The organism is Rhodoligotrophos appendicifer (assembly GCF_007474605.1).
Lineage (GTDB): Bacteria > Pseudomonadota > Alphaproteobacteria > Rhizobiales > Im1 > Rhodoligotrophos > Rhodoligotrophos appendicifer.
On the sequence record NZ_VHKL01000008.1, the window covers coordinates 145,745 to 159,306 of the forward strand.

The window sequence follows — 13,562 nt, forward strand, 5'->3', positions numbered from 1 at the left end:
TGGATCCTCGGGTCACGCCCGAGGATGACGAAAAGGGGCGGGAATTCATGCTCAACCTCTTCCTCCTGCAGGTCCTGAACGGCATCCAGTTCGGCATCCTGCTGTTCCTCGTCGCTGCGGGGCTCACCCTCGTCTTCGGGGTGATGAACTTCATCAATCTCGCCCATGGCGTTCAGTACATGGTGGGCGCCTATCTCGCGGCCGCCTTCGTCGCCTATACGGGCAATTTTTATCTCGGCCTGCTGCTCGCCCTTCCCGCGGCCCTGATGTTCGGCCTGTTGCTCGAATTCCTCATCTTTCGGAGGCTCTACGAGCGGGATCATCTGGACCAGGTGCTGGCGACCTTCGGCGTCATCCTGATCATCAATGAGGGCGTCAAGATCATCTGGGGTGCCGCACCCCTGTCGGTGCCCATCCCGGACAGCCTGTCCGGCTCGCTGCCGCTCATCGGCAATCTGCGCTATGCCATCTACCGGCTCGCCATCATCGGCGCAGGGCTGGCGACCGCTCTCGGCCTCTATCTGCTCATCAACCATACCCGCATCGGCATGCGGGTCCGAGCCGGAGCCTCGAACAGCCCCATGGTCTCGGCGCTGGGCGTCGACATCCATCGCCTGTTCATGATCCTTTTCGGCTTCGGCGCCATGCTGGCGGGATTTGCCGGCGCCATGGTCTCGCCCATCCTGTCGGTCGATCCCGGCATGGGCGACAGCGTCCTCATCCTCACCTTCGTGGTCATCGTCATCGGCGGCATCGGCTCGATCCGCGGTGCCTTCGTCGCCGCGATCCTGGTGGGCCTCGTGGACACGGTGGGGCGCACCTTCGGGCCGATCGTCCTGCGCCTGTTGCTGGATCCCAGTGCGGCGGCCCAGACCGGGCGCACGCTCGCGCCCATGCTGATCTACATCCTGATGGCGGCCATCCTGTATTTCCGCCCTTCCGGCCTGTTTCGGACGCGAGGCTGAGGTGAGAACGCCCACCGCTCTCGCCATCGCCGTCTTCGGCCTGCTCGCGGTCCTGCCGCCTTTGTTCCTGCTCGCCGGAGAGCCGTTCCTCCTGGTGATCGCGATAAGGGTGATGATCTTCGCAATCGCCGCCGTGTCCCTCGATCTCATCCTGGGATATGGCGCCATGGTCTCCTTCGGGCATGCCGCCTTCATCGGCATCGGCGCCTATGCAGTGGCCATCCCCGCGTCCCACGGGGTTACCGATCTCTTCGCTCAGACCCTGATCGCGATCGTCGCCTCCTGCCTCTTCGCCCTGGCCACCGGTGCCATCTCGCTGAGAACCAAAGGCGTCTATTTCATCATGATCACGCTGGCCTTCGGACAGATGGCCTTCTTCGTCATGGTGTCGCTGGCCGCCTATGGCGGCGATGACGGAATCACGCTGCCGGGGCGCTCGACCCTCTTCGGCGCCCCTCTCATTGCGAACAACTTCGCGTTCTTCTACGTCGTGCTGACCTGCCTGGTGGGCCTCTATTTCCTTTCGCATGCCCTCACCCGATCCCGCTTCGGTCGCGTCATCCGCGCCTCGCGGGAGAACCCGATCCGGGTTCAGTCGGTCGGCTTCTCGCCGTTTCCCTACCAGCTCACCGCCTATGCCATTTCCGGGGCCATGGCCGGTGTGGCCGGTGTGCTGCTGGCCAATCAGGCGGAATTCGTATCGCCGGCCTATATGTCCTGGCAGCGTTCGGGCGAGCTCATCGCCATGGTGGTCGTGGGCGGCACCGGCACCCTCATCGGCCCCATCCTCGGGGCTGCAGGCTTCATCCTGCTGGAAGAATGGCTGCCCGCGCTGTCGGAGCACTGGAAGCTCGGCTTCGGCGTCATCCTCGTGCTCATCGTGCTCTATACGCGCGGCGGCCTTTATGGCTTCTACCGCCGCGTCATGGGGAGCGCCCGAGCATGACCCCGCCCCTCCTCTCAGTACGCGATCTCAACAAGAATTACGGCGCGCTGAAAGTCGCCGACAACATCTCCTTCGATGTCCAGCCCGGCGAGATGCATGCCATCATCGGCCCCAACGGGGCCGGAAAGACGACGCTCGTCCAGCAATTGTCTGGTCTTGCGACCTCCACCAGCGGCAGCGTCCATTTCGACGGGCGCGATATCACAAGCCTGTCCTTTCCCGAGAGGGTCCGCCTCGGCATTGCGCGGTCCTTCCAGATCACCTCGATCCTGCCGGACTTCACCGTGCTGGAGAATGCCGCTTTGGCGGTGCAGGCCCGGTCGGGCTCCAGCTTCCGGTTCTTTCGCGCCGCCTCACGCGAGGCCGCCTTGAACGAGGAGGCCATGGAGGCTCTGGGCGCCGTCCGCCTGGACATGCGTGCCGATGCCGTCGCCGGCAGCCTGTCCCATGGCGAGAAGCGCCAGCTGGAGCTGGCCATCGCGCTGGCCACCAAGCCGAGGCTGCTCCTGCTGGACGAGCCGCTCGCCGGAACGGGACATGAGGAATCGGACCTTCTCGTCGAACTGATGCGGGGCCTCAAGGGCGCCCATGCGATCGTGCTCATCGAACACGACATGGACGCCGTCTTCTCGCTCGCCGACAGAGTCAGCGTTCTCGTCTATGGCCGCATCATCGCCACGGACCGGCCGGAGGCGGTGCGGGCCAATGCGGAGGTGCGGGCCGCCTATCTCGGCGAGGAGGAGGTCGCCTGATGCTGCGGATCGAGGGGTTGGAGGCAGCCTATGGGACAAGCCAGATCCTGTTCGGCATCGACCTTGCCGTCGAGGCCGGCGAGGCCGTGACCCTGCTCGGCCGCAACGGCATGGGAAAGACCACGACGATCAAGTCCCTGTTCGGCCTCCTGCGGCCGCTGAAGGGCCGCATCCTCATCGACGGCGAGGATTTCTCAGGCGCCCCACCGCACAGGATCGCGCAACGCGGGATCGGCCTGGTTCCCGAAGGCCGGCAGGTCTTTCCCACCCTGACGGTGGAGGAAAATCTCATCGCGACCGCTCGCCAGCCACGCGGCCCTGGAAAGTGGACCTTGGCTTCCGTCTATGGCCTCTTTCCGCGCCTCAAGGAGCGCAGGGGGAACATGGGCAACCAGCTCTCCGGCGGCGAACAGCAGATGCTCGCCATCGGCCGGGCGTTGATGACCAATCCCCGTCTCGTGGTGCTGGATGAAGCGACCGAGGGACTCGCCCCCTTGATCCGCGACGAAATCTGGTCTTGCCTCAGCCAGATCCGACGAGAGGGAGAGGCGATCCTGGTGATCGACAAGAATGTGGACAAGCTCGCCCGCTTCGCCGACCGTCACGTGGTGATCGAGAAGGGCCGCGTGGTCTGGACCGGATCGAGTGCCGCACTGATGGACGACCCGCACGTCAAAGCCCGCTTCCTGCATGTGTGAAAGAGACGCCCCATGACCAAGATGACCGCCGGCATCACCAAAGCCGAAACAGGGATCGAAGGCATCAGCTGGAACATCCTCGGCCAGATCTACGTCCCGAAGCAATTGTCGGAGAACTCGTTTTCCTGGCACGCGACCTTCCCGGTCGGGACTTTCGTGCCACCGCATATCCATCCGCATCAGGACGAGTTCCTCTATATCCTCGAGGGGCGCTTCGACTTCGTCCTGTCGGGCGAGGAAGCGTATGCGGAGCCCGGCGATCTCGTGCGCCTGCCCATGGGACAGCCGCACGGCATCTTCAACCGTACGCGCGGCGAGGTGAAATGCCTGTTCTGGGTCGCGCCGTCGCGCCGCCTGTTCGACCTGTTCTGGGCCCTCCACAATCTGGGCCCGCAGGCCAATCCGGCCGAAGTCGTCGCCGTCTCCGCCAAGCACGAGGTCGATTTCCTGCCGCCGCCGGACGCATGAGCTCCATGGTTCAGCGGTCACCCTTCGACCGCCGTGCTCGCGCTTGAGGAACTGAGACGAGGATACTCCATGAAGGTCATGATCGTGGGCGGCGGGATCGGCGGTCTTACGGCTGCCTTGATGTTGCATGCGCGCGGCATTCACGTAGAGCTCTTTGAGCAGTCACCGGAGATCCGGGAAGTGGGGGTCGGCATCAACACCCTGCCTCACGCGATCGCCGAATTGTCGGCGCTGGGGCTCCTGCCCGCTCTGGACAGGGTCGGCCTGCGCACACGAGAGCTCATCTATCTCAATCGCCAGGGCCAGGAGGTCTGGCGCGAATTGCGTGGACTTCATGCGGGCCATCCGGTGCCGCAATATTCCATCCATCGCGGCCGCCTGCAGAAGCTGCTGTTTGATGCCGCCCTGGAGCGCCTCGGGGCGGACGCGTTTCATTTCGGCCGCTCGCTGTCGGGGTTCATGCAGGACGAGGGCGGGATCACCGCGCATTTCGTCGACAGCCTCAAAGGCGGCACGGGCGAAGTCGCGCGGGGCGACATCCTCGTCTGTGCCGACGGCATCCATTCGGTCGCGCGACGGATTTTCTATCCCGACGAGGGGGCGCCCAAATGGAACGGCGTCATCATGTGGCGCGGCGCTGCGGAGTGGCCGGTGTGGCAGGACGGAGAGACGATGGCCATCGGCGGCGGCATGGGCGCGAAGTTCGTCTATTATCCGATCGCGTCCCCGCAAGACGGCCGGGTGCTCACCAATTGGGTGGTCAATGTGAAGCTGGCCGACGCCGCCGTCTCACCGCCGCCGAAGGACAGCTGGTCACGGCCGGCACCGCGCGCCGAGGTCATGTCCTTCGCCCGCCGCTTCCATATCCCCGGCGTCGATATCGAGGGGCTGGTGGCCGCGACATCGCAGATCTTCGAATATCCCATGTGCGACCGCGATCCGCTGCCGCGCTGGACCTTCGGACGCGTGACACTGCTGGGCGATGCCGCCCATCCCATGTATCCGGTGGGCTCGAATGGAGCGTCGCAGGCGATCCTCGATGCCCGCGCACTGGCCGATGCCCTGGCCCGTTCCAGCCATCCGCGCCAGGGCCTCTACGAGTATGAGCGCGAGCGGCTGCCGAAAACGGCCGAGATCGTCCATCTCAACCGCAAGGGCGGCCCGGAGCGGGTCATCGACGCAGTGGAAAAACTCGCACCCGCCGGTTTCGAGGACGTCAACCTCGTGCTCCCGCATGCCGAGCGCGAGGCGATCGTCCGGGGGTATCCGACGGCGACGAAGGGGAAGTCAGCTCCCCTGAACGTCCCTTGACAGTCGCGACGGATCCTTCGAGACGCAGCTTGCAGCTGCTCCTCAGGATGAGGGTTTCCATTTTGGCAAAGCTGTAAACCGCCGCAGCAGCTTACCTCATCCTGCGGACGCCCGAAGGGCCGTTTCGAAGGACGAGGTAAGCCTTGCCCCGGGGCGGCCAGCCTACTTCCCGCGCGCCACGGCCGCCAGGCAGGTCATCTCGAACAGCAAGTTCGCGGCATTGACGCAGGTCATCCCCGACGGGTCGAGCCCTGGCACCACCTCGCAGATGTCGCCGCCGATGATGTTCGCGCCGGTAAGCTTGCGAAGGATCATCTGCAGGTCGCGCATGGAAATGCCGCCCGGTTCCGGCACGGCGGTGCCCGCCGCGTCGCGCGGGTCGAGGCCGTCAATGTCGATGGTGATGTAGGTCGGACCATCGCCGATCACGCGCTTGATCTCGTCGATCACCGCCGCACGGCCCAGGTCTTCATACTCATCCATCGACATCATGCGAATGCCGGCCTCGTTGCCGTAGTTGATGTCGTCGTCGCCGTAGCGGGTGCCCCGCAGTCCGATCTGGATGATGCGTTTGGGATCCAACAGCCCTTCCTCGATCCCGCGGCGGACGAAGGTCGCGTGATTGATCTTCGTGCCCATGAAGGTGTCGAAGGTGTCGGCATGGCTGTCGATCTGGATCAGCCCCACGGGCCGTTCCTTGGCAATCGCCCGCAGGATGGGCAAGGGCACCACATGGTCGCCGCCGACCGACAGCGGCACCGCGCCGATGGCGTGGATGCGCTTGTAGAACTCCTCGATCATATCGACGCTGAGCTCGACGCTCAAGGGATGGGTCGGCGCATCGCCCACGTCCCCGATATTGCAGAGACGATAGGGTGCGACCCCGGTGGTCGGATTAACCTGACGGATCAGGCGCGAGGCCTCCCGCACGCCGGCGGGGCCGTGACGGGCGCCGACGCGATAGGTGGCACCCAGATCGAGGGGCACACCCGCAAGGGCGATGTCCAACGGCTTTTCGATCTCCACCTTGGCCGCGCGCATGAAGGTCGCGACCTCAGCGTAACGCGGTATCTTGGATGAATCGATCGGCTGGAATTTTGACGAAACGCTCATAGTCCTCCCCTTCGCTTCTCATCGGCGGCGCAGGTTGCCGGGGCGGCCCTCGCCTTGTCAATCATTAGAGCAGCAAGACGCTTTCGAAACCATGCCCCAGCAGCGCTCGCCCTCTTCCCCTGCGCCCTTGTCGATGATGATCTCAAGGCGCGTGGGATCGTCCTCAGGATCGGCGGAAGAAATCCACGTCCTGCAGCGGGATCGAGGTGATCGAGGCGGTCAGCGGCCCCCCGGCTTCCGAGCTTGCCTTCAGGGCCTGCCACTCCTCATTCTTCCGGAACCCGTCCCAAGACGCACGCATGGTCGTCTCGTCGGGCCATTCAATCACATACCACAGCTCACCCGAGCCGTCGGCATGCTCCCAGAATTCCACCACCTCGAAGCCGAGCTTCTCGAACAGCTTCATGGTGCCGTTCGCAAAGCGGTCGCGAAGCTCTTTCGCCTTTCCCGGTGCGGGCACGTAGTGCCTCAACTCGTACATTCCATTCCCCTTCTCAAAGAACCAGAAACGATGCGGCCGGGCGCTTGCCGCGAAGCAACTCGGCCAGCACCTCCAACCCCTGCTGCAGCTCACCGCGTGAGGCCGTGGCGCCGCCGAGGCTGAGGCGCACCGCCTGCGGCGAGGGTCCATGCCCGACGACGAAGGCCTCGGCCGGCGTGACGGCCACGCCGCGCGCATTGGCAGCCGAGACGAACCCTTCGGCGCGCCAACTCTCCGGCAGCGTCAGCCATTGATGCAGTCCCGTGGGCAGGGAGGCGATCTGGAAGCCGCTGAGGATGTCATTCGCGAAGGATTGTCGCTTGCGGAATTCCTCGCGCTGTTCGTCCGCCAGTTGCCGCGCGACCCCATCCTCGATCAGCCGGCAGGCGATTTCGACGGCGAAGAGCGAGGCCATCCAGGTTGTCGAGGCAAGCCCTGGCAGCAGGTCCTTCGCCCGCCCGGGCGGGGCCACGATGAAGCCGATGCGCAGACCGGCCGAGACGATCTTCGACAGGCTGGTGACATAAAAGCCCTGCTCTGTGGCAAAGGTCGAAATCGGGGGCAGCGGCTTGTCCATCAAGGCGCCGCAGACATCGTTCTCGATGATGGCAACCCCGTGCCGGTCCGCGATCTCGGCGATCTCCTTGCGCCGTTCGAGGGGCATGACGGTCAGCGTCGGGCTGTGATGGGTCGGGATGCAGAACAGAGCGCGCACCGGGCCCGAACGACAGGCCGCCTCGAACGCGTCGGGAATCACGCCGTGATGATCGATCGCGACGCCCTTGGGCGTCAGATGCCGGTTGGCCACGAGAAAACGGATCCCCGGGTCGGTCAGCTCTTCCAGCAGGATGGTGTCGCCCGGCTCGGTCAGCGCATTGAGAATGGCGGCCGTCGCCTGCTGGGCGCCATTGACGATTACGATGTCCTCGGGCTGGGCCGTTACACCCAGTCCCGACAACCATTTGGCCGCGGCATTCTGGTGTTCCGGCATGCCGAGCCACGGGCGGTGATAGGGCACCAATGCCTCGACCCTGCCACTGTCGGCGACCTTGCGCATGGCATCCGCGATCGCGGCGTGGTGACTGGGCAGAACCACCAGGCTGTTGAAACTCAGATCGATCAAATCCGATTGGACGCGGTTCGGCTCCAGGCGCGGCAGGTCCGATGGCCGCGAGGTCACGAAGGTGCCGCGACCCACCTCCCCCTCGATCAGATGCCGACGCTCGGCCAAGGCGTAAGCCTTGCTGATGGTGCTGACCGAGAGCTTCAGCTGCCAGGCCAACTCGCGATGGGTGGGCAGCCGAGCCCCGGGCGCGAGGCGGCCGCGCGCCACATCCTCCGCAAGAGCGTCAGCGATGGCGACGTAGAGCTTGCCGTGGCGGCCTTTGTAGTCGGGTGTCCACATCAGAAGGGGCGGCTTGTGGCATGACAATGTTGAAATTGACATGCAAATCTCGTTGATCATAGGTTCAAACGCAATACAAATTCGCTGCGAGCACCCTCCGTCCCTCACGGTGCCGAGCGCGGAGGCTTCCATGCAGTTCGGCTTTTACCTTCCCTGCTACTATCCCGACCTCTCCTATCCCGCAGCCCAGCTCTATCGGGACATGATCGAGGAAGCCAAGCTCGCCGAGGAGCTCGGCTTCATCTCGCTGACGATCCCGGAGCATCACTTCATCAATTACCTGGTGCATCCGAGCCCCCTGCTCACCGCCGTCAGGGTGGCCGCGGAGACGAAGTCGATCCCCTTGATCAGCGCCGTGCTGGTCCTGCCCTTCTACGACATCCGCCGGCTTGCTGGAGAGATTGCGCAAGCGGACTGTCTCACCGAGGGGCGCATCCAGATCGGCGTCGGTCGCGGCGCCTTCCGCTACGAGTTCGACCGCTTCAACGTCCCCGTGGAGGAAAGCCGCGAGCGCTTCGACGAAAGCCTGAACATCCTGATCAAGCTGCTCACGGAGGAAGAGGTCGGCTGGGACGGAAAGTACTACAAGTTCGATCCGATCACGATCGTGCCGAAGCCCTTCCAGAGCCCCTTCCCGAAGATCTGGGTCGCAGCCCTGGCGGAGGCTTCGATCAATGCCTCGGTGAAGCGCGGCTTCAACGTCATGACGACACCCTTGCGCGATCCCTTCGAGGCGGCGAGCAAGCAAGCCCATGCGTTCCTGAACGCCTTGCCGGCCGGAAATCCGCTGAACCAGAAGCATTCCATGCTGCGCATGGGCTTCGTCACCGAAAACGAGGCCGATACCCAGAACAAGCTCCAGCTGGCGCTCGAGAACCATCGCCGCTTCGTCAATGTCTTCGACACGCCGGGCACCGTGGAAGGTGGCGCGATCATCCCGCTGGACGTGCCTGAGACGCTGGAGGACATCCGCAAGAGCCTGATCATCGGATCGGCGCAGGAATGCGTCGACAAGATCGCTCACTATGATGCGCTGGGCATCGACGACATCCAGGTGAACATGGATTTCGGTGCGTCACACAAAGATGTGATGGGCGCCCTCGAGCGCTTTGCGGTGCACGTCATGCCACATTTCAAAACACGCGCGAAGACGAAGGCGGAGGCCGTGCTGTGAACGCCAAGGGGATCCACGAGCAGGCGCTGATCATCGATGGCCTGGTGTTCCGCTGCGACAGCGACGAACCCTTGCGGCGCGGCAATGTCTCGGCCGTCAACATCACCGTGTCCGACTTCAATGCGGATTTCGAGGGCGTCAGCGACGACATCGCGGCTTGGCTCGCCCGGGTCGCTGCGCCCGGCAGCCCCTGGCACATCGTCGAGACGGTGGCCGACATCCATGCCGCGCGGGCGGCAGGCAAGATCGGCCTCATCATGGGCTGGCAGAACATGCGCGGCATCGCCGACCGGCTGGACCGCATCCGTTTCTTCCATCGGCTCGGCGTGCGGCTGATGCAGCTCACCTATAATGAACGCAATTTCATTGGGGACGGCTGCCTGGAGCCGGCGGACGGGGCGTTGAGCCTGTTCGGCCGCAGGGTCATCGCCGAAATGAACAAAGTCGGCATGGCCATCGACCTCAGCCATGTGGGCCATCGCACCGCCATGGACGTGGCCGCCCTCAGCGCGCGCCCCGTGCTGCTGACGCATGCCAATTCCAAGACCATCACCGACGCGCCGCGGAACAAGCATGACGCGCTGATCAAGGCGGTCGCCGACACCGGCGGTCTCATCGGAGCCAGCGTCTATGGTCCGATGTGCTGGAACGGCGATCCCTCGCGGCGGCCCGCCCTGGAGGATTTCTACCGCCAGCTCGAGCACATTGTCGGCCTGGTCGGCATCGAACACGTGGCCATGGGGACCGATTTTCCCGCCGTTACGGACCTCGATTCCGTCGCGTCGGTCATTCAAATGACCCTCGACCGCTACCCGACCGCGATCACGAAATACGCCCAAGCCTTCGGCAACGACGTCCGCACGCGCTATCCCTCCGACTGCGGCTCACACGCCGAATTGGGCAAGATCACCGATCTGCTCGTCGCGAAGGGCTGGAGCACCGCCGATATCAACGCCTTCTACAGCGGCAATTATCTGCGGGTGCTGGATCAGATCTGGACCACCTGACAATTTGTCATGCTACAATATCCCGGTTGACCTGCTTGGCCGAGCGGATAACGTGAATTGATATGCGATCCGACGTGCCCAGGGTGAGAAATCAATAGGGCGGGATCATCAATGGGGAGTGTCTCGACCATGCTTCGATCCGGTATTCTGTCTCGCGCCTCGCGGAGGGCTGTCCTGCTCGTGGCCGGTGCCGCGTTGCTCGCAACGCCCGCCCTCGCCGAAGACCAGATCACCATCGCCTCGTGGGGCGGCAACTACCAGGAAGCCCTGTCCAAGGCCGTCTGGCAGCCCACCGCCGAAAAGCTCGGCATCAAGATCCTGGAAGATTCGACCAACGGGCTTGCGGATGTCCGCGCCCAGGTGTCGTCGGGCAGCGTGTTGTGGGACATCACGGAGCTCACGATCGACGGTTGCGCCCAGGGCCAGACAGAAGGCTTGTTCGAAGACCTTGACTACAGCGTCATCAACAAGGACGGCTTCGATCCCGCCGTGGTCCAGAAGACCTATATCGGCCTGAACTATTACTCCAACGTCATCGGCTGGAACAAAGACAAGTTCAAGGACGGCCCGCAGAGCTGGGCGGACTTCTGGGACGTCGAGAAGTTCCCCGGCCGCCGCTCGCTGCGCAACGATCCGGCTGAAGTGCTGGAGGCCGCCCTCCTCGCCGACGGCGTGGCGCCCGATCAGCTTTATCCGCTCGATCTCGACCGCGCCTTCAAGAGCCTGGAGAAGATCAAGCCGCATATCTCCGTGTGGTGGTCCTCGGGCGCACAGTCCGCACAGCTCGTCGCGGATGGCGAAGTCGATCTGATCGGTGCCTGGAACGGTCGCATCAGTGCCGCCGTGAAGTCCGGCGCGCCCTTCGATTTCACCTTCAACCAGGGCCTGCTCATCGCCGACTGCCTGGTCATCCCGAAGGGTGTCAAGAACAAGGACCTCGCCATGAAGGCGCTGGCGACCGCCGTGTCCGCCGACATCCTGGCCAACCTGCCGCAATATATCGATTACGGACCTGCCAACCTGAAGGCCTATGATACCGGCAAGATCACGCCGGAAATGGCCAAGTCCCTGAACACCTCGCCCGAGAACGCCAAGAAGCAGGCGGTGGTGCGCGGCGACTGGTGGGGCGAGAACGGTGCCGCAGCCCGCGAGCGTTGGGCGACGTTCATCAATCAGTGATGCCAAGCCGGGAGGAGGCGTCTTGCGCGACTCCTCCTTCCACGTCAGCATAACCCGCAGCACCTAACAGGCGTCGTTCACAGGGATGAGATGACTTTTCGAGAAGGCTCGAGCTCGCGCCCAGGCTTGCAGATCAACGTCAATTCCCTGGTTAAGACCTATGGCACCTACAAGGCCCTGGACGGCGTCGATCTCGACATCGCGGCCGGTGAATTCCTGACCCTGCTCGGGCCATCCGGCTCGGGCAAGTCCACCCTGCTCATGGTGATCGCAGGGTTCATCCGCCCGACCTCCGGCTCGCTCAGCTTCGGGGGCAAGGACGTGACCATGCTGGAGCCGCACAAGCGCAATATCGGCGTCGTGTTCCAGAACTATGCCCTCTTCCCGCATATGACGGTCGGCGCCAATGTCGCCTATCCGCTCAAGCTCAGAGGCGTCTCAAAGCCGAAGATCCGCGAACAGGTCGCCTGGGCGCTGTCGCTGGTCAAACTTGATGGATATGACGACCGGTCGATCGACCAGCTGTCCGGCGGCCAGCGCCAGCGCGTGGCGCTCGCCCGGGCGGTGGTGTTCGAGCCCGACGTGCTGCTCATGGACGAGCCCCTCTCGGCCCTGGACAAGAAGCTGCGGGAGCATATGCAGATCGAGATCCGGCGACTGCACGAGACGCTGGGTGTCACCACGATCTATGTGACCCATGACCAGCGCGAAGCCCTCACCATGTCGGACCGCATCGCGGTCATCAATCACGGCCGCTTCGAGCAGATCGCGCAACCCCGCACTCTGTACGAGACGCCAGGGAGCAGCTTCGTTGCCGATTTCATCGGAGATGCCACGGTCATCGCCCTGCAGGGGGATGCAAGCGGCCGCACGTTGAACGGCCATCCGGTGCGCAGCAACGGCCATGCCGTGCCGGTGGGCGAGGCCTTCCTCGTCATGCGTCCGGAAAAGCTGCGCATCCTCGACGGCAGCAGCGACGACCAGTGGAACCGGTTCGCCGGTGTCGTCAGCGACAGCGTCTACCAGGGAGAGAGCGTGCTCATCTCCGTCACGCTGGAGAATGGCGAATCCGTGTTCCTGCGCCAGCCGACCGACCAGCAGACGCTTGCTGCGCTGCCGCAGCGGGGACAACCGATCGAAGTCGGGCTTCACATCCGCGACACGCTCATCGTGCCCAGGCACGCTGCGACATGAAGGTCCATACCGCGCAGGAGATGGAGGCCGCGGACCGCGCCGAGCGGTGGCGGACCTTGGCGCTCTCCATGCCCGCGGTGCTGCTCGTCACCATCATCCTGCTGATCCCGGTGGGCTGGCTGTTCTGGCTCTCCTTCACCGGCCCCAACGGCCTCACGGCCGTCAATTATATCCGACTCTATGAGAATCCGGCCTATCTGAGCATCTTCCAGACGACGTTCGTCTTGAGCCTCATCGTCACTGTCGTCGCCGCCGCGCTCGGCTATCCCCTGGCCTATCTGCTGTCGCAGCTTCCCCGCACCATGGCGATCCTCGGGCTGCTCGTCGTCCTGCTGCCGTTCTGGACCTCGACGCTGGTGCGCACCTATTCCTGGCTGGTGCTGCTGCAGCGGCGCGGGCTGATCAACACGATGCTTGTCAATCTCGGGCTCACGGGAGAGCCGTTGAGCCTCGTCTATAACAGCGCCGGCGTCGTCATCGGCATGGTGCATATCATGCTGCCCTTTATGGTGCTGCCGCTCTATGCGGCCATGAAGTCCGTGGACCCGATGCTGGTCCGGGCCGCCGTCAGCCTCGGGGCAACCCGGCGGCATGCCTTCTTCACGGTGTTCGCACCGCTGACCATCCCGGGGCTGGTGGCGGGATCGCTGCTCGTCTTCATCTATTGCCTCGGTTTCTACATCACACCCCAGATCCTGGGTGGCGGACGGGTCAACCTCGTGTCGATGAAGATCCTCGAAAACGCCACGGTCTATTCCGACTGGGGGGCGGCGTCGGCCCTGGGCGTCGTGCTCCTCGTCGTCACGCTGCTGATTTTCAAGGCGATCCAGAAGATCCTTCCCGTCGAACGCCTGATGCGGCGCGCCTGA

At 64.0% G+C, this 13,562-nt stretch carries 14 protein-coding genes; 11 read left to right on the forward strand and 3 right to left on the reverse strand.

Features of this window, described 5'->3' with window-relative positions:
• Positions 1-47: 47 nt before the first annotated feature.
• The 6 genes from FKM97_RS18245 to FKM97_RS18270 all read left to right on the forward strand — a co-directional run bounded on the left by FKM97_RS18245 (position 48) and on the right by FKM97_RS18270 (position 5,140).
• Positions 48-965, forward strand: coding sequence for a branched-chain amino acid ABC transporter permease (locus FKM97_RS18245; RefSeq protein WP_144294025.1), 918 nt, complete (start codon positions 48-50; stop codon positions 963-965).
• A gap of 1 nt (position 966) precedes the next feature.
• Complete coding sequence (locus FKM97_RS18250; RefSeq protein ID WP_246105152.1) at positions 967-1,911, forward strand: branched-chain amino acid ABC transporter permease; 945 nt, start codon at positions 967-969, stop codon at positions 1,909-1,911.
• Entirely contained in the window at positions 1,908-2,663 is a 756-nt protein-coding gene (locus FKM97_RS18255) for an ABC transporter ATP-binding protein (protein WP_144293863.1), read from the forward strand. The genes FKM97_RS18250 and FKM97_RS18255 overlap by 4 nt, the downstream gene beginning before the upstream one ends.
• Complete coding sequence (locus FKM97_RS18260) at positions 2,663-3,361, forward strand: ABC transporter ATP-binding protein (RefSeq protein ID WP_144293864.1); 699 nt, start codon at positions 2,663-2,665, stop codon at positions 3,359-3,361. The genes FKM97_RS18255 and FKM97_RS18260 overlap by 1 nt, the downstream gene beginning before the upstream one ends.
• Before the next feature lie 12 nt (positions 3,362-3,373).
• A complete protein-coding gene (locus tag FKM97_RS18265) occupies positions 3,374-3,829 on the forward strand; it encodes a cupin domain-containing protein (RefSeq protein ID WP_144293865.1) in 456 nt (151 codons plus the stop codon).
• Positions 3,830-3,898: 69 nt separating this feature from the next.
• Complete coding sequence (locus FKM97_RS18270) at positions 3,899-5,140, forward strand: flavin-dependent oxidoreductase (RefSeq protein ID WP_144293866.1); 1,242 nt, start codon at positions 3,899-3,901, stop codon at positions 5,138-5,140.
• A gap of 162 nt (positions 5,141-5,302) precedes the next feature.
• On the opposite strand, the gene FKM97_RS18275 is transcribed toward FKM97_RS18270, so the two are convergent.
• The 3 genes from FKM97_RS18275 to ehuR form a co-directional block, all read right to left on the reverse strand.
• Entirely contained in the window at positions 5,303-6,253 is a 951-nt protein-coding gene (locus tag FKM97_RS18275; protein ID WP_144293867.1) for an agmatinase, read from the reverse strand.
• A 163-nt stretch (positions 6,254-6,416) separates the two neighbouring features.
• Positions 6,417-6,734, reverse strand: a complete 318-nt coding sequence (locus FKM97_RS18280) for an NIPSNAP family protein (RefSeq protein ID WP_170240985.1) — start codon at positions 6,732-6,734, stop codon at positions 6,417-6,419.
• A 13-nt stretch (positions 6,735-6,747) separates the two neighbouring features.
• A complete protein-coding gene (gene ehuR / locus FKM97_RS18285) occupies positions 6,748-8,181 on the reverse strand; it encodes a MocR-like ectoine utilization transcription factor EhuR (protein ID WP_170240986.1) in 1,434 nt (477 codons plus the stop codon).
• Between the two features lie 88 nt (positions 8,182-8,269).
• Between ehuR and FKM97_RS18290 the strand changes: the two genes are divergently transcribed.
• The 5 genes from FKM97_RS18290 (at position 8,270) to FKM97_RS18310 (ending at position 13,562) form a co-directional block, all read left to right on the forward strand.
• Positions 8,270-9,313 carry an LLM class flavin-dependent oxidoreductase gene (locus tag FKM97_RS18290; protein WP_170240987.1) on the forward strand — a complete coding sequence of 348 codons (1,044 nt, stop codon included), beginning with the start codon at positions 8,270-8,272 and terminating at the stop codon, positions 9,311-9,313.
• On the forward strand, positions 9,310-10,320 hold the full coding sequence (locus FKM97_RS18295; protein WP_144293871.1) for a dipeptidase: 1,011 nt from the start codon (positions 9,310-9,312) through the stop codon (positions 10,318-10,320). The genes FKM97_RS18290 and FKM97_RS18295 overlap by 4 nt, the downstream gene beginning before the upstream one ends.
• Before the next feature lie 129 nt (positions 10,321-10,449).
• A complete protein-coding gene (locus tag FKM97_RS18300; protein WP_144293872.1) occupies positions 10,450-11,499 on the forward strand; it encodes an ABC transporter substrate-binding protein in 1,050 nt (349 codons plus the stop codon).
• 90 nt (positions 11,500-11,589) lie between these two features.
• Positions 11,590-12,693: an ABC transporter ATP-binding protein gene (locus FKM97_RS18305; protein WP_144293873.1), complete on the forward strand. Its 1,104-nt coding sequence runs from the start codon at positions 11,590-11,592 to the stop codon at positions 12,691-12,693.
• On the forward strand, positions 12,690-13,562 hold the full coding sequence (locus FKM97_RS18310; RefSeq protein WP_144293874.1) for an ABC transporter permease: 873 nt from the start codon (positions 12,690-12,692) through the stop codon (positions 13,560-13,562). The genes FKM97_RS18305 and FKM97_RS18310 overlap by 4 nt, the downstream gene beginning before the upstream one ends.